The sequence below is a fragment of the Pseudanabaena minima str. Chao 2107 genome (assembly GCF_051131155.1).
Taxonomy (GTDB): domain Bacteria; phylum Cyanobacteriota; class Cyanobacteriia; order Pseudanabaenales; family Pseudanabaenaceae; genus Pseudanabaena; species Pseudanabaena minima.
In genome coordinates, this window is the sequence record NZ_CP159508.1 from 5,122,115 (window position 1) to 5,148,485 (window position 26,371).

Sequence of the window (26,371 nt, forward strand, 5' to 3'; positions counted from 1 at the left end):
AGTATTATATAGCAATCGCTAATAATGCTCATCACAAACCTAATACCAAAGCACAAAATCGCACAGCGATTTTGTGCTTTTAAACCTCTTATGGGGTTTGGGTTTCAATTTATAAAAGTGTTGTCACACTTTTGTGAATTGGGATAAACAGGAAAAGCTTTTGAGATCGTCTTTCTTATCTTTATAAGAACTATAGCAATCAAGTTTTGTATAGTTAAGGATAGGCTGGGCTTCGCGCAGCCTATCCTTATGCGCGATCGCTGTAATTTCTGAGGAGCTAAAATAATGATGGATTGTTACTGTCAATAAATTTGTCTCCAGATTCTCAAAACATCAATATGGAAAATCCTGCTACTACCGATCACGAAATTCATCCTTTGATTGCTCAGCGATGGAGTCCTCGTGCCTTTGACAACAAACCTGTTGAAACCGAGAAACTAGCTCAGTTGTTTGAAGCGTCTAGATGGGCTTCCTCTTGTTTTAATGATCAACCTTGGACATTCATCGTCGCAACTAAAGACGACACCGTAAATTATCAAAAACTACTCGATTGCTTAGTCCCCGCTAACGTTGTATGGGCGCAAGTTGCACCTGTATTGGGGCTAATCATTGCCCAAAAGAACTTTAAACATAATGGCAAACCTAATGCTTGGGGTGAATATGATGCAGGGCAAGCGGCTGCAACCCTAGTATTACAAGCGACAGCTTTAGATTTAGTCGCACACCAAATGGGTGGCTTTGATGCTGCTAAGGCGATCGCCACCTTTAATATTCCTGAAACGGCGAAACCTATAGCCGCGATCGCGATCGGGTATGCAGGAGAAACTAGTAACTTGCCCCCAGAGTTACAAGAACGGGAAAATGCTCCTCGCGCTCGTCATCCCTTATCCAGTTTTGTATTTTCAGGTGAATGGGGCAATTCCGCTTCATTTGTTTAGATTTAACGTGAGTTCGATATTGCCATTTGCAGCGTGCGAAGCACGCCGCAAATGGTGAAAAATGGTAAGAATTGCTTAGCGATTCTTACCATTTTTCGTTTTCGTCGAACTGACATTAGATTTATTGCGCTTTGTACCCAGACTCGAAACAAGAAGATCCTTTAAAGCGTTGCCTTGCAACGCTTTAAAGGATCTTCTTATACATAGAGAGCGCTTAGCGCTCTCTCTATTGTTGTTATAGTAAGCCCGCTTGAGCCAAGCCCAAAATTAGCCCTGCGCCAAGAACATGACCAAAGCTAGTAACTGCTAGAAATTCTGGTAACCCAAAGCCTGAAAATAAACCTGGTAATTCCACAGGCAAGCTAGGTCCTACACCTTTGACTTGAATGCCATAGCGAGCAACGACTAACGCAAATACGTTAGCTGTAACCATGATCAAACCAACACTTGGTGACCAGTTAGCGGTAGCGGGAACTGCGGCAAGTAAGTTAAAAGCTAGATGTGTCATAAGTTTATTTTCCTAAGTCTAATTACCTATAATTTTTTAATTTCCATAATCCTAAGAGGTATCTCGACATCAGAAAATTCTTCTTAAGTTAAATTTATTAAACTTAGTAATCGTTTACAGTTAATCAAAAAACAAACTCACAAAGTGAGTTTGTTTTTCTAAAAAGTTTAGATTTCTTCCAAAACTTTGAAGCGAACATGATTAAGAGCAAGTTCACCAATGGAATAAGGTTGAGGTTGAATTGTCTCGAAAAATATTCCCTTCCCAATTTCTACATGATACCAAGGTAAACCCATAAACCAGCGTGTAGGGTAGGGACGGAAGCCAGTATCATCAGGATTTGACTCCATTGGCAACCATCCAATGCTGGGAATATAGAACTCAATCCAAACATGGTTGTAATACTGATGCAGAGGGATATGCATCACCAAATCATTCTCATGAGGACATTTATAGCGTCCGACCGTGCGACAAGCAATTCCATTGAGTCGAGTTAAAGCTAGCAGCAAACCGACATATTCACCGCAAGATCCAGTACCTCTAACTAGAACTTCCTCAGGAGCAGCGATATAAGGTGTAACGCGATAGGAGAGCTTATCGTAGACATAATCACGAATCAATAACATCTTTCGCAAAATATTAGTCTCATCACCCACTGCCTCCCTAGCTGCGGCTTGAATGATCGGATGATCCATGCTCAATCCATCGTCATCCACCAGATAGAGTCTCTGCATTTCAGGAGATAGTTCAGGCACAAATTCCACCTCACTATCCTTAAGTTCATATTTAATCCCATGCAGTTCTAGGGTTGCTTTCCAGCCAAACATGCGAGATTCTTCAGGTTTCAGATTGCCAAGGTTGAAAGCGGCGACACGCTGACCATCAACAATTTCTTCTTCAAAAGGAATCCCAATTGGCTCGATCGCTAATAATTTTTGACGATAGGTATCTGTAGGGTAGGCAACTCGCCATGTGAGGTTATAGACAGAAGTTGGTTCTTCAGAGGACAGTTCTTCAAGATAGATCATCTCTACCTTAAAGCCAGTGGTGAGAGTATAGTTTAGTTTCTCATTTTGGTACTGATTAAACTTCAGTCGATGAATAAAAGTCTTTTCGCGAGCCGCAACTGAAAATGGCTCATCTAAATCGTTAGGATTTTCCCGAATGTAGTTTTCATCACCTGAGTAAACCACATACAGATCATTTCCCAAAAAACCTAATCCCATTGGATTGGGAAATGGAGTCAATCCCCGATGCATAACTTCACCTGTTTTCGCATTAAGTCGATAAACTGTCTCTTCGGTGCGATCGCTCACCCACAATTCTTCACCCATCAAAGTTAATGCTTCAAAACCTGCTCCGGGGGCATCCATAATGCGCAGTAAGGTGCGAGTAGCACGTCCAAACACAAAAATCTTGCCAACTTCGCTAGAGCTTACATACACGCCACCTTCGGATACAGCAATACCATCAACTCGATTGGGCAGTTCCATAAATGGCTGCAAATCAAAGTCAACCATATTGCAGTAATAAATTCCATTGTCCTTAGTAATCCAAAGCGTCTCTCCCGCGATCGCTAAGCCTGTGGCATCTCGAAATTGTAATGCTGTATAGTTATTCAGTACTGTTGCGCCTTCAGAAAAAGGATCGATTTTGAGTAGATGTCCTTGATAAGCATCAACACAAAGCGCATAGGGTTTGCCATTATGTACATCAGTACTTACATTAGTTTGCCACACTAAACCGTGAAGGTTATAAGCGCCAATGGGATAAATCGTGCTTGGTAAGCTAGGCATAGGGTATTAGGCGGGTGATTTGACTTGTAAATTAGACAGATTTTCGATTTTCTGCAAATCTTGATCTGACTTTAAAAGCAACATTACTTCCGTAGCGAAGGTAACAGTAGTTAGAATTGCACGCTAAGTGTGTAATTTCCAAAAGCACAAGAATTTTTTAAAAGTGTTGTCTGAGTTCACAAAAAAAGGATTTGACACGAAGTGTCAAATCCTTTTTTTATAGATTAGTAGTAATTATACCTATCTTAGGACAAGGGACGATTTTTGTACCTGACCAATCGATAAATGTTGTTTCATCAAGATAATGGCGCGGCGTTTGTAGAAGCAATTTCCATGCTTGATCTGCATCTATGAGATTAAATCTTTCTGGATAGTGAGTTAACAATAACTTCTGCACCATCGGATAATAATCTGGATTCATCCCTGGGAAGATATGATGTTCAGTGTGATAGGAAAAATTGACATGCAGGATATCAAATATTTTGGGTACACGAATAGAAACAGTATTAACTAAAACATCATTGACACTGGTCATACGACACACCAAATGATGAGTTAAAATGTAGAAAATAGCGATCGCATAGCCAATCCAGATTGGGACAAAGTAACCTAATAAGATCTTCAGGGGAGAAAAATGTAAGCTAGCTAATACTGCTAGATGTATGCCAAAGATTGCTAAGGTTTCACCAGCGATTGCAATTCTATCTTTTTCACTAACACTAAATGTTGCTACAGGATATGTAGCAGCACGATTATTAAAAAATAAGATCGAAGTCAGATGACGAAATACATACATTCCCCAAATATGCCCTAATCCAATTACTAATAGGATTGGATTGACTTCTGATGATGGAAGAAAGATATTTTGCAGCCATTTACCCCAAGTATTTGGTTGTGAATGTGAATAGTTGCGATCAGGATCTTGTTCAGAATTAGTCTTATTATGGTGTTCGCGATTATGAACAGCTTTCCATAAAGTTGGAGACATCCATAGCATCGCAAAGCCTAAAAGACTAAATGTTTGACGCAACCAGGGTGCAGTAATCACAGAACTATGTAATAACCCGTGAGAACTAAATCCCAAAGTAGCAATGCTATTCCCCATAACAATCGCAATTGGTAAATACAACCAGAGATATTGCCAAGACCACCGATCTAGATAAGATGCGATCGCCCACCCCACGATCAAGAGCATCAAATTAAGTAATAAAACCCAAACTTTATTGGAATCTGGGAGAAATGACTCTGCGGGAAGCAATGGACGCAGTTTTTTGGCATAGTCAGCTTGTGTGATCAAAACTGTTTGATCGATAAGATTATTATTCATTATTCAACTGTGTAAAGGTCTCACAGCGCTTTTCCCTGGAGCAAAGACCAATTAAAAGTGCTGTAGGGAATCAGAAATTTCCTCTAATAGACTTACCATACGAAATAGAGTTAAATTTAACGATATATTCCAGATCTCACTTAAATATCTGCAATTTCTAGCTAAATTTACTGAGAAATTTTAAAAGAGTCTGAGTATTTGGAGTAAGCAAAGTTTTCCGATAGGCATCGGCAGCTTTCTTGATGGCATCGGCTTGCGTAGGATAGGAATGAATCACTCCAGACAGTGCATTTAATCCCTGTTTTGTAGCGATCGCTAAAGTAATTTCGCTAATCATTTCCCCTGCATGACGCGCCACAATCGTTGCCCCAAGAATGCGATCGCTGCCGCGTTGATGCAAGATTTTGACAAAGCCTTCAGTTTCGCCATCATAAATTGCGCGATCGACGTAACTAAAAGGAATCTTAATTTCATCGGTTTCTAAGCCTTGCGCCTTAGCTTCCTTAGCATATAGACCCACATGGGCAATTTCAGGATCGGTATAGGTTACCCAAGGCATGACTAAATCACTGAGCTTACTTTTTCCCAAACCAAAGGGAGAAAAGAGCGTGTTTTTAATCACAATCCGCGCCGCCGCATCAGCAGCATGGGTAAACTTCCAGTTCATGCAAATATCGCCTGCGGCGAAAATTCGGGGATTGGTTGTTTGCAGATAGTCATTAACGACCACACCACGCTGTTTGCTGTATTCCACACCCACAGTTTCTAGATTTAGTCCTTCCACATTTGGCGATCTCCCTGCACCGACGAGAATTTCATCGACTTCTATTTGATGGTTAATTCCATTTTGTTGATAATGGATGATTTTGACATTGCTAGTTTTGCTGACTTGAGCGATCGCACAGTCCAAAAGCAAATGCACACCTTCACGCAGAAACACCTGTTGCACAATTTCGGCTGCATCGGCATCTTCGCGATCAAGTAAATGCGAATTTTTGTGCAGTAATGTTACTTCGCAACCTAAGCGCTGAAAAGCCTGTGCTAATTCACAACCAATTGCGCCACCACCAATGACTGCTAATCTTTTGGGACGCTCAGTGAGGGAAAAGACATTTTCATTGGTTAAATATCCTGCTTCGGTAAGTCCTACTATTTGTGGATCAGAGGCTCTTGCGCCTGTGGCAATTACCGCTTTTTTAAAGTTTAATTTGATGTTTGATTTAGTGTTGTTAACAGCGATCGCCTTATGATCAATAAAACTTGCTGAACCAAGAAATACATCAACACCGAGATTCCGAAATCTTTCCGCCGAGTCATGGTGACTAATGCCAGCACGGATTTTTCGCATCCTTTCCATGACGGCAGCAAAATCGATATCAATATTCTGAGGTGAGTTAATGCCAAAATTAGCAGCATCGCGGATATCCGCAACTACTCGCGACGAACGAATCACGCACTTAGAAGGAACACAACCAACATTGAGACAATCACCTCCCATGAGATTCTTCTCAATTAACGCCACTTTCAGTCCTAACCCTAATCCCGCCGCCCCTGCCGCGACAACCAATCCCGCCGTTCCTGCGCCAATTACGACCAAATCATAAAGAGCCGCAGGTTGAGGATTTACCCAATCTAAAGGATGCACATTTGCTATCAAATCACGATTATATTCATCCACTGGCTGAATGAATTCTGTATATCGATCGCTGGAATATTCTGAGGATTGAGTCATGACTTGATATTAGGGAGATAAAGATAAATAATTGTTGAGATAACTGAAATCTTGCACCATTCTAAAAAGGGTGTGCGAAAAGACGAGAGATGTGAACAAAAGGGCATATTTAAATAACGATATGGAAACCATCGTTGCCATAGTACTTACTCAAAAATGCCCCGAAAGCCTAATTTTACCGTAGAGGCAATTCATGAATTGCCTCTACATCTCATTTTTTTGTGTAAGTCCTAATATAACGTCAGTTTGCCGCAAATGGAAAATGGTAAGAATCTCTAAGTGATTCTTACCATTTTCCATTTGCCCTGTGCTTCGCATGACGCAAATTGCTATATCGAATTCACGTTAATATACAAGAAGGCAGATTAGGACACTTCAATCAATTATGGCTAGTAGTGATCGCTTTCTCACAATTCAAGGCTATCGACCAGAGCATCAAATTTATGCAGGTAGCAGAACAATTGTCTATCGAGGCATAAGCATCGCAGACAGACAGCCTGTTGTGCTGAAAATATTGAGAAGCGATCGCCCGACCCATCAAGATTTGCTACGACTGAGAAACCATTATACAATCGCCCAAAGACTCAATTCCCAAGGCATCGCTAAACCTATTGGCTTAGAAAACTATGGCAATGGCTATGTATTAGTAATGCCTGATGAGGGATATAGATCTCTTTCAGATTACATTTCAGGTAACCCTCTGGATCTAACTGAAGTTTTAGCGATCGCGATCCAACTAGCCACAATTTTGGACGATCTGCATCATCAGTGTGTGATCCACAAAGATATCAACCCCAGCAATATTCTGATTGAACCGATTACGAAACAGATTAAATTAACTGATTTTGGACTAGCAACATTACTGCCCCACCAGACACAGATACTAGTTAGTACAAATATCTTAGAAGGTACACTCGCTTATATGGCTCCCTGCCAAACAGGACGAATGAATCGGGGAATCGACTATCGCTGTGACTTTTATGCTCTAGGCGTAACTTTGTTTGAGCTATTGACAGGACAATTGCCATTTAAGTCAGACGATCCCTTGGAAATAGTGCATTGTCATCTTGCTAAGCCCGCACCACTTGTCAGCGAATTGAAACCAGAGATCCCAGAAGCGATCGCCCAAATTGTCTTTAAACTAATGGCAAAAGATGCAGAGGCACGTTACCAGAGCGCATTGGGCTTAAAGCACGATCTCGAAGTTTGTCTAAATCAGCTTAACCAAACTGGAAGCATCACTGAATTTACAATTGGCGCAAAGGATCTCAGCGATCGCTTCACGATTCCCGAAAAACTCTACGGACGGGAATCTGAAGTAGCGAGTCTCTTAGCCACCTTTGATCGAGTTTCCGCAGGTAATAGCGAACTAATGCTAGTAGCAGGGTCATCGGGCATCGGCAAAACCGTAGTCATTAATGAAATCCAGAAACCAATAGTGCAGAAACATGGTTACTTCATCAAAGGTAAATTTGAGCAATACAATCGCAACATCCCTTTTTCTGCCTTTGTACAGGCTTTTCGCAACTTGATCGGACAACTGATGAGTAAAAGTGACCATCAACTGAAAGTATGGAGAACCAAAATCCTTGACGCAGTGGGAGAGAACGGGCAAGTCATCGTTGAGGTGATTCCAGAGCTAGAAGGAATTATTGGCAGTCAACCCAACGTTATCGAACTATCAGGAAATGCGGCTCAAAATCGCTTCAACTTAGTGTTGCAAAAATTCATACAAGTTTTTGCAACACCCGAACATCCCCTTGTGATGTTTTTAGACGACTTACAATGGGCTGACTTGTCTTCATTAAGGTTAATGCAACTATTGATGCAAGATGCAAGATATCTATTGATGGTGGGAGCCTATCGAGATAACGAAGTATCGCCAGTTCATCCATTGATGATGACAATATCAGAAATGATCAAGACAGGCGTAACGGTGAACACCATTACTCTGCAAGCATTGAGCCAAGACAATATACATCAATGGATTGCTGACACCTTGATTTGTGATTTGCCCAGCGCGTTACCTTTGACAGAATTAGTGTATCAAAAGACAAAAGGAAATCCCTTTTTCTCGATTCAGTTGCTTAAGGCTCTATATGAAGAACAGAGCATTACTTTTAATTGGGATTTGCATAACTGGCAATGCGATATTGCAAAAGCGAGACTAACTTACGCTGATGATGTGGTTGAGTTTATGGCAATTCAATTACAGAAGTTGCCTTTAGATACTCAGGATGTCCTCAAGGTGGCGGCATGTATTGGCGCACAGTTTGATTTACAGATCCTTGCGATCGCCTCCCAACAATCTCCAGAAAGTGCAGCAACAGCCCTATGGCAAGCATTAGAAGAAGGTTTTATTATTCCCACGACGGAAGACTATAAGTTCTTTACGCAGACTGATACGAATGTTGATGCGCCATCTGATGCGAATGCAACTTATAAGTTTCTGCACGATCGCGTTCAACAAGCTGCCTATTCTTTGATCCCTGAAGCAAAAAAGAAGTTCACTCACTTAAAGATTGGTCAATTGCTACTGAGAAATGCTTCAGCAGAAGAAATACAAGATCACATTTTTGTCATTATCAGCCATTTAAATATTGGTTGCAGTCTCATGCCCCAAGGCACAGAGAGAGAACAACTGTTGCAATTGAATTTAATAGCGGCTCAAAAGGCTAAAACATCAACTGCTTATGATGCTGCAATTCAGTATTTAGGAATCTGCATCGAACTTTTGTCAGAAGATAGCTGGAACATTAGACCAGACTTAACTAGAACGATCTATGAGCTGTTCGCAGAAGTTGCTTACTTGAGTACAAATTACGAGCAAATGGAGGAGTGCGTTGAGATTGTCCTCTCCCATACTCAAAATCTAATCGATAGAATTCGAGTATACGAAATCAAAATGTTGGGGATAAAAGCGCAGGGTAAATTACAAGAATCGCTAAATTGTGGATTGCAATTACTTGCATTATTAGGAGTATATTTCCCAGAGCGCCCAACTTCTGCCTACATTCAACAAGTTGCAGAAAGAATTAACAGTTTATGGGTAGAGAATGACATTTTGAGCTTGTTAGATTCTCCGCTCATGACCGATTCAGTGCAGCTAGCTACGATGCGAATTTTATCACAAATGACACCCCCTGCTTACCAATCAGATCCAATGCTGCTGACATTATTGATCTTTAAGCAGATTGAGTCGTTAATTACCATTGGTAATTGCGAGACCTCTCCCTTTCCTTACGCTGAGTATGGATTATTCCTTTGTGGAGTTATGGGTGATTTTAAATCAGGATACCAGTTTGGACAACTTGCATTAAATATTCTTGAGCGTTTACAGCTAAAGGGTGCTAGAAGTCGCACTTGTTTTATTGTGCATAGTTTTATTAGTCATTGGAAAGAACCACTTCGGAAATCATTACCCTATCTCAGAGAAGCTTATCAAATAGGATTAGAAACAGGAGATTTAGAAAGTGGCGCGTTAAATGCTGCACTTTATTGTTCTTCAGCCTTCTACGCAGGACAGGAATTATCATCCCTCGTTGTAGATATGAAAACCTATTTGCAGTCAATCTTGCAACTTAAACAACAGACGACTCTGAGTTTCCATTCCGTCTATTATCAAACTGTGTTGAACTTACTCGGACAGTCGGCTTTCCCCTATCAGTTAGAAGGGGATGTCTTTGATGAAGTGTATCAACTACCATTGCTGCGTGAGGCTAATAACTACGCAGCCCTTTGTTACACATATAGCAATAAAGTTTTTTTATGCTACTTATTTGGTCAATATCAGTTAGCCGCAGATTATGTCGTGACAATGGACTCTTATAGTGGCAATTTGGTTGGAACATTTGTTATTCCGATAAATTGCTTCTATAGTTCTCTGACTTTTTTACAGTTATATCCGTCATTGAATGATACTGAGCGTACTCAATGTCTTGAAAGAGTCGAAGCCAATCAAGAGAAGCTGGAGCAATGGGCTGTAAATGCGCCGATGAATCATTTGCACAAGTTTCACTTAGTAGAAGCAGAGCGACAACATATATTGGGCAATAAAATAGAGGCAATTGAATATTACGATCGCGCGATCGCAGGTGCAAAGGAAAATAGCTACATCCAAGAAGAAGCACTTGCCAACGAACTCGCTGCAAAGTTTTATCTGGATTGGGGTAAAGAAAAAATCGCTCAAGTCTATATGCAAGAGGCATATTATGGCTATGTGCGCTGGGGCGCATCCGCTAAAGTCACCGACCTCGAAAATCGCTATCCCCAACTACTTGCTCCTACTCTTCGAGACTCCTCTGGCTCTTTCCAAAAAAAATCTAATCACTCTTCTAGTAGCACCTCTGAGACAATCGATTTAACGACTCTGCTAAAAGCATCACAAGCAATTTCTGAAGAGATAGAGCTTTCAAAACTCTTAGAAGCGCTCCTAAATATTGCTAATACTAATTCTGGAGCTGATAAATGCGTCTTACTCTTGCAATCAGAACAAGAATTGCAAATTGTCGCGCTCGTGGAATCTGGAAAACCTTCGCAAATCTTGACCGCCCCCATATCCTTAGAACACAGTGAAGATCTGGTGATTGGTATCGTCAATCAGGTCAAGCATAGTTTAGAACCCATAGTTTTGAGTGATGCCCGACAAGATGCCCAATTTGCAAGCGATCGCTACATCCTCAAATATCGACCAAAAAGCATTCTATGTATGCCCATTCTCAAACAAGGCAAATTAATCGGGATTTTATATTTAGAAAACAGCTTGACCATAGGAGCATTTACCAGAGATCGCCTTGAAGTACTAAATCTAATTTGTTCTCAAGCTGCGATTTCCTTAGAAAATGCCCAACTCTATCAAACACTGTATGAGAGTGAAAATAAATTCAGAAGACTAGTGGAAGGAGCCAATGACTTAATCTGGGCTGCAAATTCCGATGGCATATTTACCTATCTCTCTCCCCAATTTCAAACCATGTTTGGTTTTCCCGTTGATGAATGGGTTGGACAACCCTTTGCGAAATTGATTCATCCTAATGATTTAGAAGAAGCTATTGCACCTGCTAGATTGGCTCTAGAGCATGGGAAAAAGTATCAAAATATAGAATTCCGTCACCTCTGCCAAGATGGTAGTTATCTATGGGTAACCCTAAATATGGCTCCCATCTTTGATGTTAATGGAAGTGTGATCGGGCTCCAAGGGATTTTACGGGATATCAGTGAGCAAAAAAGAACAGAGGCAGCTTTACAAGCATCTGAATTAGAACTACGCAGCTTGTTTTTGGGAATGGATGATGTTGTCTTTGTGGTAGCTCGATCTGGAACATATCTCAAGATCGCCCCAACTAATGCAGACAAGCTTTACCTCCCTCCTGATATCCTTATTGGCAAAAGTATTCAAGAGATTTTCCCGCCCGAACAATCTGAGAAATTTCTATCAGTAATCAGGAACACTCTAGACAAGCAACAAACTCAAGAATATGAATATAGCCTGTTGATCCAAGATACAGAGTTCTGGTTTAGTGCAAGATGTTCTCCCTTGAGTGAGCAATCGGTCATTTGGGTGGCTCGCGATATCAGCGATCGCAAAAAAGCAGAAGAAAATATGCGAGATAGCGAAGAACGCCTGCGTCTAGCACTAATGGCTGCGAATCAGGGTCTATACGATCTCAATCTGCAAACTGGCGAAGCGATCGTCAGTCCTGAATATGCCACCATGTTGGGGTATGATCCATCTGAATTTCATGAAACAAACGCCAAGTGGATTGAACGGTTGCACCCAGACGATATAGAGCGAGTCGCAGGTAATTATCGAGCATATGTGAATGGAGAAATTTCCAATTACATCGTAGAATTTCGACAACGCACTAAAAACGGTGACTGGAAATGGATTCTTTCCCTAGGCAAAGTTGTCGAACGGGACAAGCTGGGGCAACCTTTACGGATGTTGGGAACTCACACAGACATCGGCGATCGCAAAGCTGCGGAAGCCCAACTCCAACAACAAGCCAAACAACTCGAAGAATATACCCAGACTCTAGAACAGAGAGTAGAAGAGCGCACTCAAGAGCTTTCGCAGGCTCTATCCAATCTCCAGTCTACCCAAGCAGGACTAATTCAATCTGAAAAGATGGCAGCCTTGGGACAAATCATTGCCAGCGTCGCCCATGAGATCAATACCCCTCTAGGTGTAATTCGTGCAGCAACGGGCAATATCATCGAGGCAAGCAAGGCTTCCCTTCAGCAACTGCCCCAAATTATGCAAAGCTTAACTTCTCAACAGCAAGTAGAATTTATTGCTCTCGTGAATGCTGCAATTCAGAAACCTCACACCCTATCCACCAAAGAAGAACGACAACTGCGACGACAACTGCAAAGCGCACTAGAGAGCCAAGGCATTGCTGATGCTAGCGGCATCGCCAATCAACTGAGTCAGATGCAATTAGGTTCCGAGCTACATCTTTATCAATCCATTCTGCAAGCTCCGAACTGTTACGACACTTTACAGGTGGCTTACAAAATGGCTTTGCAACATCAGAGTATTCGTAGCATTCAACAGGAAGTAGACCGTGCCGCCAAGATTGTGTTTGCGCTCAAAACCTATAGTCATCGCAGCAGCGAATCTGGTGAGAAAATCCTGATTCAAATTAGTGATGGCATCGAAATCGCCTTGACGCTCTACCAAAGCCGACTGAAGCAAGGAATAGAGGTGATTCGCAAATATGAGCCAGTCCCCGAGCTTTTCTGTAACCCAGATGAACTTATCCAAGTGTGGGTTAATTTAATAGATAATGCCATCTATGCGATCGGTAAAACAGGTACTTTAGAAATAGTGATCGCCACCCAAGCAGGAAGAGTAATAGTTGAAATTACTAATTCGGGCACTGCAATTCCCGAAGAAATAATACCGAGACTATTTGAGCCATTTTTTACAACCAAGCCTAGAGGGGAAGGGAGTGGGCTGGGCTTAGATATAGTGCGCCAAATTGTCCAAAAACATGTAGGTGATATTCAAGTGCAAAGTCAATCAGGTCGAACCACATTCAGTGTACGCTTACCTTTGCCAGTAATGGAATCTGGAGAAACCTATGCAGACATACCCATCCCAAAGTAGCGATCGCTTCCCACAAATCGAAGGCTATTCCCTCAATCAGCAGATTTATGCTGACAACAGAATCCTTGTCTACCGAGGTATTCGTCTAGGAGATGGGCAACCTATAGTGCTAAAAATGCTCAGGAGCGATCGCCCCTCCATTCACGATCTGCTGCGATTGAGAAACCACTACACTATTGCGAAAAAGCTAGATTCTTCAGGAATAGTCCAACCTATCGCCTTAGAAATCTATGGCAATGGCTATGTCTTAGTAATGCTTGACGAAGGATATGTATCTCTCTCAGATTACATTACAGCAAATCCTCTCAACCTAAAAGAAGTGTTGGCGATCGCGATCCAGATGGCAAAAATTCTCGACGAACTATATCATCAACGAGTCATTCACAAAGATATAAAACCCAGCAACATTTTGATTCACCCCAATACCAAAGATGTGAAGCTGACTGATTTTGGATTAGCCACACTGCTAACCCATGAAACCCAAACGATCGCTAGTAGCAACATTTTAGAGGGAACCTTAGCGTATATTGCGCCCGAACAGACAGGCAGAATGAACCGAGGCATTGACTATCGAACGGATTTTTACGCATTGGGTGTGACGTTGTTTGAACTATTGACTGGACAGTTACCATTCCGATCTAACGATTCCTTGGAACTCCTACATTGTCACCTAGCAAAGCCTGCCCCCTTAGCGTGTGAATTCAACTCCGATATTCCCGTTGCGATCGCGCAGATCGTCGTGAAGCTTATGGCAAAGAATACTGAAGACCGTTACCAAAGCACTTTGGGATTGAAGTATGACCTAGAAATCGCTCTAGATCGACTCAACGACACGGGCACGATTACACCCTTTGGAATTGGTGAAAAGGATCGGAGCGATCGCTTTACAATTCCCGAAAAGCTCTATGGTCGCGAAGTAGAAGTTCAGATCTTGCTGGATGCCTTCAGCAGAGTTTCCCAAGGTAGCGCTGAGTTTTTGTTAGTAGCTGGATTTTCTGGTATTGGCAAAACTGCTATGGTGAATGAAGTCCACAAACCGATTGTGAGACAACGCGGGTATTTCATCAAAGGCAAGTTCGACCAATTTAATCGCAATATTCCGTTTTCGGCATTTGTACAAGCATTCCGAGATTTGATGGGGCAGTTGCTGAGTGAGAGCGATGCCCAACTAGCTGCATGGAAAATCAGAATTCTGGAAGAGTTAGGGGATAATGGGCGAGTCATTATTGAGGTAATTCCAGAACTAGAGCTAGTTATTGGCAGTCAGCCACCTGTTATTGAACTATCGGGTACTGCTGCCCAAAATCGATTCAACTTGCTATTTCAGAGATTTATTCAGGTTTTCACCACAAAAGATCATCCCTTAGTTCTATTTCTAGATGATTTACAGTGGGCAGATCTTGCTTCCTTACAATTATTACAACTGTTGATGCAAGATACAGGACATCTGTTGATATTGGGCGCTTATCGAGATAATGAAGTCTCACCCGTCCATCCCTTTATATTGGCAGTAGATGAGATTGCTAAGGCTGGAGCACCAGTGCATACAATTACCTTACCCCCTTTGCGTGAGGTGGATCTAAATCAGTTAGTAGCGGATACTTTGATTTGCGATTTGTCCATTGCAAGACCGTTAACCGAATTGATATATCAAAAAACGAAAGGGAATCCCTTCTTTGCGACGCAGTTCCTCAAAGCGTTATATGAAGAAAGTTTAATTACTTTTAACAGGGATACTCAATATTGGCAGTGGGATTTTTCTCAAATTGCATTTGCCTTCAGCGATGATGTGGTGGAGTTTATGGCAACACAATTGCAGAAATTGCCTATAGAAACTCAGGATGTCCTCAAAGTGGCTGCTTGTATTGGCGCACAGTTTGATTTGCAGATCCTTGCGATCGCCTCTCAACAAGCTCCACAAAATATCGCACAAACACTATGGCAAGCCTTACAAGAAGGTTTTATTCTTCCCACGACAGAAGCCTATAAGTTCTTTATGCAGACTGATGCGAATGCTATTGCGCCAACTGATGCGAATGCAACTTATAAATTTCTGCATGATCGCGTTCAGCAAGCTGCTTATTCACTTATTCCAAAGGAGCGCGAAGCAGAAATTCATTTGAAAATTGGTAAATTAATTCAACAAAGCTACTCAAAAATAGAACTTGAAGAAAGGTTGTTTGATCTAGTTGGACACTTAAATCAAGGTCAATCATTAATTACTGAACCAATAGAGCGAGAAGCCTTAGCAAAATTAAATCTGAAAGCCGCAAAGAGGGCGAGAATGTCTACAGCCTACGCAGCCGCAAAGATTTATCTTGACAAAGGAATTGCTCTACTACAGGAGGATAGCTGGCAGTATCAGTATGAATTGACTGTGGATTTGTATCTTACATCCGTTGAGGCAAGTTATTTGAGTGGTGACTTTGCAGGGATGGAACAACAAGCGGATTTGGTATTACAGAAGGCGCAAACTATTTTTGACAAAGTAAAAATCTACGAAATCCAAATTTCAGCGAAAACCTTACAAAGTCATGTCTTAGTAGCTATTGAAATTGGTAGAAAAGCATTACTCCTATTGGGGATTAATCTCCCGAATGAATCCAATGAAGTTGAAGTTGCTCAAGCGATGCAAACTCTGGCTAAGCAACTTGAAAATATCCAAATTGCAGACTTGGTTGATCTACCATCTACAAATGATGTCCAAACTCAATTAGCTATGCGAATTATGGGAATCTTGTTTTCCCCAATCATTCAAGGGATGCCGAGCTTATTACCTTGGCTTGGCGCAACAATGGTGAGTCTGTCTATCCAATCTGGTAACACGGCAGCCTCAGCTATTGGATATGCCATTCATGGTCTAGTAATGTCGGCATTTCTGACAGAAACAGTTATAGGTTACGCTTTTGGGAAGGTAGCTCTAAATTTAATTGAAAAATTTAATAGCGCCGAGATTAAGTCGGTTGTGATGTTTCTATTTGGAAACTTTGTTCAGCCTCACAACGAGCCATTGCTAGCTACAATTCCAATATTGAAATCTGCTTATAATGCTGGGATCGAAATTGGCGATTTTATGCACGCAGGATTTTCTCTGGCTACCTACAGTAATTCAATATTTTTTAGTGGTGGAGAACTGGAACTTTTTGTTCAAGACATGGCTACCTATAGCGTAAAACTGGCTCAGATCAAACAATCTTCTGCACAAGCCTATATTAATTTAGGAAAACAAACAGCCGAAAATTTGATTAAACCAGTCAATTATCCCCATATATTAATCGGCGATACTTACAACGAAGCGATAATGCTGCCTAAACAGCAATTGGATAATGATCAAACTGCGATCGCTGAAACCTATATTTATAAACTGCTATTGGCTTACTATTTTGGTAATTATACGGATGCCATTCACTACGTTAAGCAAGCAGAGCAATGTCTCATCGCCGTGTCTGGATCATTCTTTGTTCCTATTTTTCATTTTTTTGCAGCCCTAACACATCTAAGACCATTCCCCGAGCAAATGGAAGCAGAACAATCGAAAACTCTCATAATGGTGCAAAAACATCAAGACTTTCTCGATAAAATGTCTCGTAATGCACCAATGAACTATTTGCATAAATGGCATTTAGTGGAAGCAGAGCGATACTGTGTTTTGGGCAATAAAATAGAGGCTATTGAATATTATGATCGCGCGATCGCGGGAGCAAAAGAAAACAGCTACATCCAAGAAGAAGCGCTTGCCAACGAACTCGCGGCGAAGTTTTATCTTGATTGGGGCAAAGAGAAAATCGCTCAAGTCTATATGACTGAAGCCTATTACGGCTATGTGCGTTGGGGCGCATCCGCCAAAGTCACCGATCTCGAAAATCGCTATCCCCAACTACTCGCACCGATTCTTCGAGATTCCCTTGGTGCTTTCCAGAAAAAAACTATAAGCCCCTCTGGCAATACCTCTGAAGCAATCGATTTAACGACTCTGCTAAAAGCATCACAAGCAATTTCTGAAGAGATAGAGCTTTCAAAACTCTTAGAAGCGCTCCTAAATATTGCTAATACTAATTCTGGAGCTGATAAATGCGTCTTACTCTTGCAATCAGAACCAGAGTTGCAAATCGTCGCGCTCGTAGAATCTGGAAAACCTTCGCAAATCTTCTCCTCCCCCATATCTTTAGAACACAGTGAAGATCTGGCGATTGGTATCGTCAATCAGGTCAAGCATAGTTTAGAACCCATAGTTTTGAGTGATGCTCGACAAGATGCCCAATTTGCAAGCGATCGCTACATCCTCAAATATCGACCCAAAAGCGTTCTCTGTATGCCTATTCTCAAACAAGGCAAATTAATCGGGATTTTATATTTAGAAAATAGTTTGACTATAGGAGCTTTTACCAGCGATCGCCTTGAAGTTTTAAACCTAATTTGTTCTCAAGCTGCGATTTCCTTAGAGAATGCCCAACTTTACCGCACCCTAGAACAAAAAGTCGAAGAACGTACTCAAGAGCTTTCCGAAGCCTTAACAAATCTCCAGACTACTCAATCAGAACTGATTCAATCGGAAAGAATGGCAGCATTAGGACAACTTACGGCTAGCGTCGCCCATGAAGTCAACACACCTTTAGGAGTGATTCGCAGTGCCACAGGCAATATTATCACTACTTTGAACGTTTTACTCCCACAATTGCCAGTATTAATGCAACGCCTAAATCCTATCCAACAAGATACATTTATCGCTTTGGTAAATACTTCACTTCAGCAACAGCAGTCTCTGTCAACCAAAGAAGAGCGACAACTGCGGCGACGATTGCAAACAGAACTGGAAGCCTTGGGGATTGCTAAGCCCCAAGAGATCGCCAACCAATTTGCCCTCCTGCGAATAGAATCATCCCTAGAAGCCTATCAACATCTTCTCGAAGCACCTGATTGCGATGAAATTTTGCAAGTTGCCTATAAGCTGGTGCAACAAAATCAGAATGCCATTAGCATTCAGCAAGAAGTTGATCGCGCCGCCAAGATTGTTTTTGCCCTCAAAACCTATAGCCACCGTAGTAGTGACGCTGAAGAGAAAAGTCTGATTCAAATTAGCGATGGCATCGAAATCGCCTTAACGCTATATCAAAATCGGTTGAAGCAAGGGATAGAGGTGATTCGTAAATATGAGCCAGTCCCTGATCTTCTATGTAATCCAGATGCGCTTACACAGGTGTGGGTTAATTTAATTGACAATGCGATCTATGCGATCGGGAAAACAGGCACTTTAGAAATAGCGATCACCACACAAGCAGGGCAAATAGTGGTTGAAATTACTAATTCAGGTGAGGCTATTCCCGATGAAATAATACCAAGATTATTTGAGCCATTTTTTACGACTAAACCGAGAGGTGAAGGCAGTGGACTGGGCTTAGATATTGTGCGCCAAATCGTGCTGAAACATGATGGAGGGATTCAAGTAAGCAGTCAATCGGGACGAACGACTTTTAGCCTTTACTTTCCATTGCCTATCGATCTCAAGGACAGGAAGGAAGAACTGCTGTGAATCCACAAAACATGAACTCTAGCGATCGCTTCCCTTTAATTGACGGCTACCTGCTGACTGAAGAACTTCATGCCAGTGCTAAAACCTCAGTCTACCGAGGGATTCAGCTAAAAGATACCTTACCTGTGGTACTGAAACTATTGAGAAGCGATCGCCCCTCAATGCAAGATCTGCTGCATCTGCGGAACCACTACACAATTACCAAAAATCTCAATTTGTCGGGGATTGTGCCATCCCTGAGTTTAGAATCCTATGGCAATGGCTTTGTCTTAGTCATGCCAGACGATCGCAGTATGGCTCTATCAGAATATATTGCCGTACATTCTTTGACTCTAGCCGAGTGTTTAGCGATCGCCATTCAACTAGCCGAAATTCTGCACGCTCTGCACCAACAGCGTGTCATCCATAAAGACATTAAGCCCGCTAATATTCTGTACGATCCTGAATCGAAACAAATTAAGCTGATCGACTTTAGCCTTGCCTCTTTACTGCCCAAAGAAACCGCCGAGATAGTCAGCCCCAACCTTTTAGAAGGAACCTTAGCCTATATATCACCTGAGCAAACAGGAAGGATGAATCGCGGCATCGACTACCGTACAGATTTATATGCCTTGGGTGTGACCTTATTTGAGCTATTTTCGGGGGAGTTACCTTTCCCCTCGGACGATCCTCTAGAACTGCTGCATTGCCATATAGCCAAGCCTACGCCCTTGGTCTGCGAATTGAAACCAGAGATTCCTTTAGCGATCGCCCAAATTATCTTTAAGCTAATGGCGAAAAATGCTGAAGATCGCTATCAGAGTGCTTTAGGGGTAAAGTATGACCTTGAATTCTCGCTCAATCAATTTAACGCAACTGAAACTATTCCATCCTTTGAGATTGCGACAAGGGATCGAAGCGATCGCTTTACAATTCCTGAAAAGCTCTATGGACGAGAAGCAGAAGTTAAAATCTTGTTGAGTGCCTTTGATCGAGTCTCTCAAGGTAGCGCTGAACTTATGCTGGTGGCGGGATTCTCAGGGGTGGGCAAAACGGCGGTGGTGAATGAAGTTCATAAGCCCATTGTCAAACAACGGGGCTATTTCATCAAAGGTAAATTTGATCAGTTTAATCGGAATATTCCCTTTTCAGGATTTGTACAAGCCTTTCGCGATTTGATCGGACAATTGTTAAATGAAAGCGATCGCCAACTAGCCCATTGGAAAGCCAAAATTCTTGAAGCTGTCGGGGAGAACGGTCAAGTAGCGATCGAGGTAATTCCAGAGCTAGAGCTAATTATTGGACATCAACCTGCTGCGCTCGAATTATCCGCTAGCGCCGCCCAGAACCGTTTTAATAACCTGTTTCAGAAGTTTATTCAGGTGTTTACGACATCACAACCACTAACCATCTTCCTAGACGATCTTCAATGGGCGGATTCGGCTTCTCTAAACTTTTTGCAATTGTTGATGCAGGATGGCGGACATCTCTTGATTTTGGGAGCCTATCGAGATAACGAAGTATCTTTGGCACATCCATTGATGCTGACAGTTAATAGCTTGAAACAGGTAGGGGGAAAGATTGAGACGATCACCTTGGAACCTCTCAGCCTAAACGATATCAATCAATTAGTGGCGGACACCTTAAGTTGCGATCTTGCCTATGCCAAGCCCCTAACCGATTTGGTATATCTCAAAACCCAAGGCAATCCCTTTTTTACCACCCAATTTTTGAAAACCCTGCATCAAGAAGGTTTCATTCAGTTCCATGTAATTGATGAAATTAGCCAAGGTGGATGGCAATGCGATCTCAGTCAGATCAGGCTTCAAAGCTTAACCGATGATGTTGTCGCCTTTATGGCGCAACAGTTACAGAAGCTTCCGCAAAATACGCAAACCATGCTCAAGCTAGCTGCCTGTATTGGTTCACAGTTCGATTTGCAGACCTTAGCAATTGTGTCGGAGCGATCGCCAATAGAGACTGCTACGACATTATGGAAAGCACTAGCCGAAGGGTTAATCGTTCCTCTCAATCAAATCTACAAATTCTTTCAAATGGATTCTGAAGTCGTTCAAGAAAATTCTTCTGGATTCCCAATGGATGACTCTAGTTCCTGCTCCTATCGATTTCTGCACGATCGCGTCCAGCAAGCAGCCTATTCTCTAATCCCAGACTCTCAAAAAGAAGTCGTTCACCTGAATATCGGTCGATTGCTTTTGGCGCGTACACCCCACAGCGATCGCCAACTGCCACAATTCCAGATAGTGAATCAACTTAATCGGGGCATATCTCTGATTAGTGACTCAGGCGAGCGCGAAGAACTGGCTTATCTCAACTGGCGGGCAGGAGCAAAGGCAAGGAGTGCCACTGCCTACGAAGCGGCGATGAGTTATCTCGATACGGGTTTACAGCTTTTATCGTCGCAATCTTGGCAAAACCAGTATGCGCTGAGTCTCGGACTGCATCAACTCACCGCCGAAGTTGCCTATCTTGCCCATAATTACGATCGCATGGCAACAATAATGGCGATCGGCTTGCAAAATGCGAGGAATCACCTAGATCGGGCGAAATTCTACGAAACTCAGATTCTGGCGTTAGTAGCCCAAAATCAAGCAAGGGCGGCGGTGGATTATGCGCGGAAGATTCTATCCATTTTTGGAGTGAGCTTTCCCAAAAATCCATCCAAACCGCGAACCATTCTAGGATTCTTGGCAACGCTCTATGGCATGGCTGGCAAGTCACCACAGGATTTGCTCAAATTGCCTGCAATGTCCGATCCTTACAAATTAACAGCCTGTAACATCCTAAATGCGATGGGTGCAGCTTCCGCAAGTGGAATGCCAGAGATTCTGCCATTTATGACGTTTATTGGACTGTCGCTCTATCTGCGTTATGGCAATATTCCCAAATCTTCGATGGCTTATACGATCTATGGTTATTTGCTCTGTGAGCGTCTGGGACGCATCGATCAAGGCTATGCCATTGGTAAAGCCGCGATCGCTCTCTGCCATCAGACCTACTCAAAAGCAGCTTTAGCTCCGACCCTATTTCTCTGGCAGAGATTTATAGCCTATCGCAAGGAACCCCTTCGCGACTTGTCACCAATATTATTGGAAGCCTATCAAGTGGGTTTGGAAGTTGGGGATATTGAATATGCTGCCTATAGCCTCTGTGTCTATTTTACCCAAGCCTTTTGGACAGGTCAGAATCTCATGGACTTGCAACGGGATGCGATCGCTAGTCGTGCGGCTTTGCAAAAGCTCAAGCAACGCTCCATGACGGATATGTTCGCGCTCAACTGTCAGGGCTTAGAAAATCTCATCAGCGAAACTGAGGATGTTTGCCAACTCGTGGGTCAGTTCTTTGATGAAACTGCGATCGCCTCAAGCGATCGCCAACTACGGGTGCATACCAGTTTTCGCAAACTCCATCTAGCTTTCTTGTTTGATCGACCTAAGCTAGCATTGGAACAGATCGCCATAATTGAGACGCTGCTAGAATCAATTGATGGAACCTTTGTCAAAACCCTACTCTATTTTTATGATGCCTTGGTCAGGTTAGCGCTTTATCCCAATCTAGGAAAAGCCGAACAGAGAGAAGCTCTCACCAAGGTCAAGACCGATATCAAACTGCTGACCAAGTTAGCAAGATCGGCTCCCATGAATTATCAACACAAGCTGCTTTTAGTAGAAGCGGAAAAACTGCGCGTTTTAGGCAAGTCTAGCCAAGCGGGAGATCTTTACGATCGCGCGATCGCTGGTGCTAAAGAGAACGACTACACCCAAGAAGAAGCGCTAGCGAATGAACTTGCTGCCAAGTTTTATCTCGAACTAGGTAGAGAAAAAATCGCTCAAGTCTATATGGTTGAGGCTTATTATGGCTACATCCGATGGGGCGCACCTGTTAAAGTTAACGATTTAGCGACCCGATATCCCCAATTACTAGCTTCGGTTTCGCAAAATGCTCCTGCCCCTGACTTTTTGGCAAAGTCTTCTAACCCTACTACTAGTGCAGTTTTAGCTACCCTCGATTTAGCCACAATCCTTAAAGCTTCTCAATCGATTTCTAGTGAAATTGAACTTGATAAGCTCTTGGGAACGCTCCTGAATATCGCGATCGTCAATGCGGGTGCGGAGAAATGCGTCTTACTGTTACAAGTTGAAGAGGAACTACAGATCGCTGCCCTCGGTACATCTGGACAGCAACCGCAAATCCTATCTGCACCAGTATCTCTGGAGTTAAGCCAAGATGTGGCAAGGAGTTTAGTCAATTGGGTTAAACGTAGTTTAGAGCCTCTAGTCTTAGCCGATGCGAGGGAAAATACGCAGTTTGCCAGCGATCGCTATATCATCCAGCACCAACCCAAAAGTATTCTATGCACGCCTATTTTGAAACAGGGAAAGTTGCTGGGCGTTTTATATTTAGAGAATAATTTGACCGTAGGTGCATTCACTAGCGATCGCATCGCCGTTCTCAACCATCTCAGCACCCAAGCCGCGATCTCCCTTGAAAACTCGCGCATCCTCTACGAAAGCCAGCAATCTAAGCTCGAACTTCAGCAGAGTAACGCATTTTTGGAAGCTCAGAGGGAAGCTTCTCCCGATGGCATTTTAGTAATTGATAAGAATCGACGAATTAGTGCCTACAATCATGGATTTGTCGAAATATGTCGCATTCCTCAGCAGATTCTTGACACCAATGATGATTACCAACTTTTAGGATTTGTTTTGGAACATTTAGCTCAGCCTGAGGAGTTCTTAAAAAAGGTGGAATATCTCTACGAGCATCCGCAGGAAGCTAGCTTTGATGAGATTAACTTAAAGGATGGACGAATTTTGGAACGGGCTTCCACCGCAGTAATATTGCCATCGGGAGAGTATTGCGGTCGCATCTGGAACTTCCGAGATATCAGCGATCGCAAGACCGCAGAAGCGCAACTCCACCATCAAGCGCGACTACTGGAAGAATATTCCCAAACCCTAGAGCAGAAGGTGGAAGAACGCACTCAGGAACTCTCTCAGACTTTAGCTGACCTCCAAACTGCCCAAGCCGAATTAATCCAATCGGAAAAAATGGCAGCCCTAGGACAACTCACCGCCAGTATAGCCCATGAACTTAATACCCCATTAGGAGTAATCCGCGCCGCAGCTAGTGGTATTGTCTCAGCCTTTCGGAATTCTCTACAAAGGTTTCCAGAGTTGTTCCAAAGCCTTTCACCCCAACAGCAAGCTGCATTTCTCAAATTAGTAAATACATCCCTCCAAAATCAGCAGATTCTCTCAACTAAAGAGGAACGCAAACTCCGCCGCCAGATTGAAGCTTTTTTAGAATCTCAAGGGATTGACAACTCTGAAAATATAGCCATGCAGCTTACCTTAATGCAGACGGTTGACGACCTGCCATTCTATGCAGCCATCCTGCAAGTAGACAACAGCGCTGACATCTTGGAGATTGCGTACAACATAGTATTGCAATATCAATTTACCAACAACATTCAGCAGGAAGTCGATCGCGCCGCCAAAATCGTCTTTGCGCTCAAAACCTATAGTCATCGTAGTGAATCTGGTGAGAAGAGTCTAACTCAAATTAGCGATGGCATAGAGGTTGCTCTGACGCTCTACCAAAGTCGCCTCAAACAAGGAATAGAGGTGATTCGCAAGTATGAGCCAGTCCCCGATCTTATTTGTGATCCCGATGCACTTACACAGGTGTGGGTCAATTTAATTGACAATGCCATCTATGCGATCGGTAAAACGGGGACTTTAGAAATAGCGATCGCCTCACAAGCAGGGCAAATAGTGGTTGAAATTACTAATTCAGGTGAGGCTATTCCCGAAGAAATCATGCCTCGACTATTTGAGCCATTTTTTACAACCAAGCCGAGAGGAGAAGGCAGTGGACTGGGCTTAGATATTGTGCGTCAAATCGTGCAGAAACATGAAGGAGAGATTCGCGTAAGTAGTCAATCGGGTCAAACTACTTTTATAGTAATCTTGCCTTTGCTAAGGTTTATGGGAGAAGCAGATGTTGAATAGACGAAGGTTTAACCAAATGTCTCTGGGCGCTTTGGGCTTAGGACTGGCAAGCTGTAACCAGTCAAAATATCTGACTAATACCAGTATTGGAAAGGCATCAAGTAATGCCGATCTATTAATTTGGTGGGAACAAGGCTTTCTACCAGAAGAAAATGAACAAATTAATCAGCTCATTCGCAGATGGGAACAAAAGTCGGGAAAAGTTGTTGATTTGAAATTACTGCCCGTCGCTCTGATCGATCAACAGTTAACAAATTTTATCGATCAATCAGAATCTAACCAAATCCCCGATATCGTCTACTCCGTGGGTGTAGATGCTAGCCTCGCTCCCAAATTTGCTTGGCAAGATCAGTTAGTCGATCTTACGGATTTAATCGCCCCCATTCAGAAGAAATATACAAGTATTGCTCTCTCCCATGTTTTCTATCACAATCAAGTTCGTAAAGAACGCAGCTACTACGCGCTCCCATTGTGGCAATCCGATGATTACCTTCACTATTGGGAAAGTATGCTTGAGGAGATTGCCTTGACCCAACAGGATATTCCGCGAGAATGGAATCAGTTTTGGCAATTTTGGCAGATGGCTCAAAAGCAGTTGCGAGCAAAGGGGCGATCGCAGATTTATGGAGTGGGATTATGTATGTCAGCGATCGGTTTTGATACCTATACATCCCTGAAGATGTTTATGGATGCTCACAACGTTAATGTGGTGAATGAGTCGGGAGAATTTCTTTTAAAAAAACCAGAAAATCGCCAGCAGTTTATAACTGCGCTGCAAGAATTTACCAGCTTTTATTTGCAGGGATATACGCCACCTCAATCAGCGCGATGGACAGGAGCAGGAAATAATAACAGCTTCCTAAATAGTGAGATTTTGATGACTCAAAATCTGACGATGTCGATTCCCCTTACTCAAAAGTTAACGCATCCTCAATATGATCGCGATGCGATCGCTAGATATCGTCAGATCGAGACGATCGATCGCCCTCTAAAAGTCGATGGTGGTGAATTGCTAACGCGCAAGGGAACGAAGCAAGCGATCGCACCTAAAAATAGTAAGAATCCAGAGCTTGCCAAGGAGTTTTTGAGTTATCTGGTTCGTCCAGATAACTTGATGTCTTTACTCAAAGGTTTTAAGGGGAGAGTTTTTCCCGTGATGCCTGAGCTATTAAAAGATCCCTTTTGGAATGAGCAGAACGATCCACACCTTTCATCAGCTCTGAAAATATATGCCCGTCCTAGCTATGTTCCTTATGAGGTGATGCATTCAGCTTTTAGCGAGGTGCAAAATCAACAACTTTGGGCAAAAACAGTTCTCAAGGTGATTCAAGACAAAGCCTCGGTAGTGGAATCGGCAGATTGGGCAATTACCAAAATTCAAGACATCTTACAGTTAGCAGAGAAAAAAGTTTGAA

9 protein-coding genes are annotated in these 26,371 nt (G+C 42.6%); 5 read left to right on the forward strand and 4 right to left on the reverse strand.

Annotated elements, in window-relative coordinates:
- Positions 1–338 precede the first annotated feature (338 nt).
- Entirely contained in the window at positions 339–938 is a 600-nt protein-coding gene (locus ABM313_RS23125) for a nitroreductase family protein (protein WP_434685474.1), read from the forward strand.
- Between the two features lie 235 nt (positions 939–1,173).
- Here the strand turns inward: ABM313_RS23125 and psaK are convergent, their stop codons facing one another.
- From psaK to ABM313_RS23145, 4 genes are all read right to left on the reverse strand, one after another.
- Positions 1,174–1,446 carry a photosystem I reaction center subunit PsaK gene (psaK, locus tag ABM313_RS23130; protein WP_434685476.1) on the reverse strand — a complete coding sequence of 91 codons (273 nt, stop codon included), beginning with the start codon at positions 1,444–1,446 and terminating at the stop codon, positions 1,174–1,176.
- A gap of 167 nt (positions 1,447–1,613) precedes the next feature.
- Positions 1,614–3,242: a transglutaminase domain-containing protein gene (locus ABM313_RS23135; RefSeq protein WP_434685478.1), complete on the reverse strand. Its 1,629-nt coding sequence runs from the start codon at positions 3,240–3,242 to the stop codon at positions 1,614–1,616.
- 217 nt (positions 3,243–3,459) lie between these two features.
- On the reverse strand, positions 3,460–4,569 hold the full coding sequence (locus tag ABM313_RS23140) for a fatty acid desaturase family protein (RefSeq protein ID WP_434685480.1): 1,110 nt from the start codon (positions 4,567–4,569) through the stop codon (positions 3,460–3,462).
- Positions 4,570–4,726: 157 nt separating this feature from the next.
- Positions 4,727–6,301, reverse strand: coding sequence for a mercuric reductase (locus ABM313_RS23145; RefSeq protein WP_434685482.1), 1,575 nt, complete (start codon positions 6,299–6,301; stop codon positions 4,727–4,729).
- Positions 6,302–6,686: 385 nt separating this feature from the next.
- Here ABM313_RS23145 and ABM313_RS23150 point away from each other — a divergent pair, with 385 nt between their 5' ends.
- From ABM313_RS23150 to ABM313_RS23165, 4 genes are read left to right on the forward strand one after another with little or no spacing between them, the layout of a single operon-like run.
- Positions 6,687–13,412: a PAS domain S-box protein gene (locus ABM313_RS23150; protein WP_434685483.1), complete on the forward strand. Its 6,726-nt coding sequence runs from the start codon at positions 6,687–6,689 to the stop codon at positions 13,410–13,412.
- Positions 13,387–18,942, forward strand: a complete 5,556-nt coding sequence (locus ABM313_RS23155) for an AAA family ATPase (protein WP_434685484.1) — start codon at positions 13,387–13,389, stop codon at positions 18,940–18,942. The genes ABM313_RS23150 and ABM313_RS23155 overlap by 26 nt, the downstream gene beginning before the upstream one ends.
- Positions 18,943–18,953: 11 nt before the next feature.
- Positions 18,954–24,956, forward strand: a complete 6,003-nt coding sequence (locus tag ABM313_RS23160) for a trifunctional serine/threonine-protein kinase/ATP-binding protein/sensor histidine kinase (RefSeq protein WP_434688577.1) — start codon at positions 18,954–18,956, stop codon at positions 24,954–24,956.
- On the forward strand, positions 24,946–26,370 hold the full coding sequence (locus tag ABM313_RS23165) for an ABC transporter substrate-binding protein (protein ID WP_434685486.1): 1,425 nt from the start codon (positions 24,946–24,948) through the stop codon (positions 26,368–26,370). The genes ABM313_RS23160 and ABM313_RS23165 overlap by 11 nt, the downstream gene beginning before the upstream one ends.
- Position 26,371 lies beyond the last annotated feature (1 nt).

Excerpts from the sequence above, each read along its gene's own strand:
- ABM313_RS23125 (WP_434685474.1), top strand. The coding sequence starts at position 339 with ATGGAAAATCCTGCTACTACCGATCACGAAATTCATCCTTTGATTGCT.
- ABM313_RS23160 (WP_434688577.1), top strand. The coding sequence starts at position 18,954 with ATGAACTCTAGCGATCGCTTCCCTTTAATTGACGGCTACCTGCTGACT.
- ABM313_RS23145 (WP_434685482.1), bottom strand. The coding sequence starts at position 6,301 with ATGACTCAATCCTCAGAATATTCCAGCGATCGATATACAGAATTCATT.
- ABM313_RS23165 (WP_434685486.1), top strand. The coding sequence starts at position 24,946 with ATGTTGAATAGACGAAGGTTTAACCAAATGTCTCTGGGCGCTTTGGGC.
- psaK (WP_434685476.1), bottom strand. The coding sequence starts at position 1,446 with ATGACACATCTAGCTTTTAACTTACTTGCCGCAGTTCCCGCTACCGCT.
- ABM313_RS23155 (WP_434685484.1), top strand. The coding sequence starts at position 13,387 with ATGCAGACATACCCATCCCAAAGTAGCGATCGCTTCCCACAAATCGAA.
- ABM313_RS23150 (WP_434685483.1), top strand. The coding sequence starts at position 6,687 with ATGGCTAGTAGTGATCGCTTTCTCACAATTCAAGGCTATCGACCAGAG.
- ABM313_RS23135 (WP_434685478.1), bottom strand. The coding sequence starts at position 3,242 with ATGCCTAGCTTACCAAGCACGATTTATCCCATTGGCGCTTATAACCTT.
- ABM313_RS23140 (WP_434685480.1), bottom strand. The coding sequence starts at position 4,569 with ATGAATAATAATCTTATCGATCAAACAGTTTTGATCACACAAGCTGAC.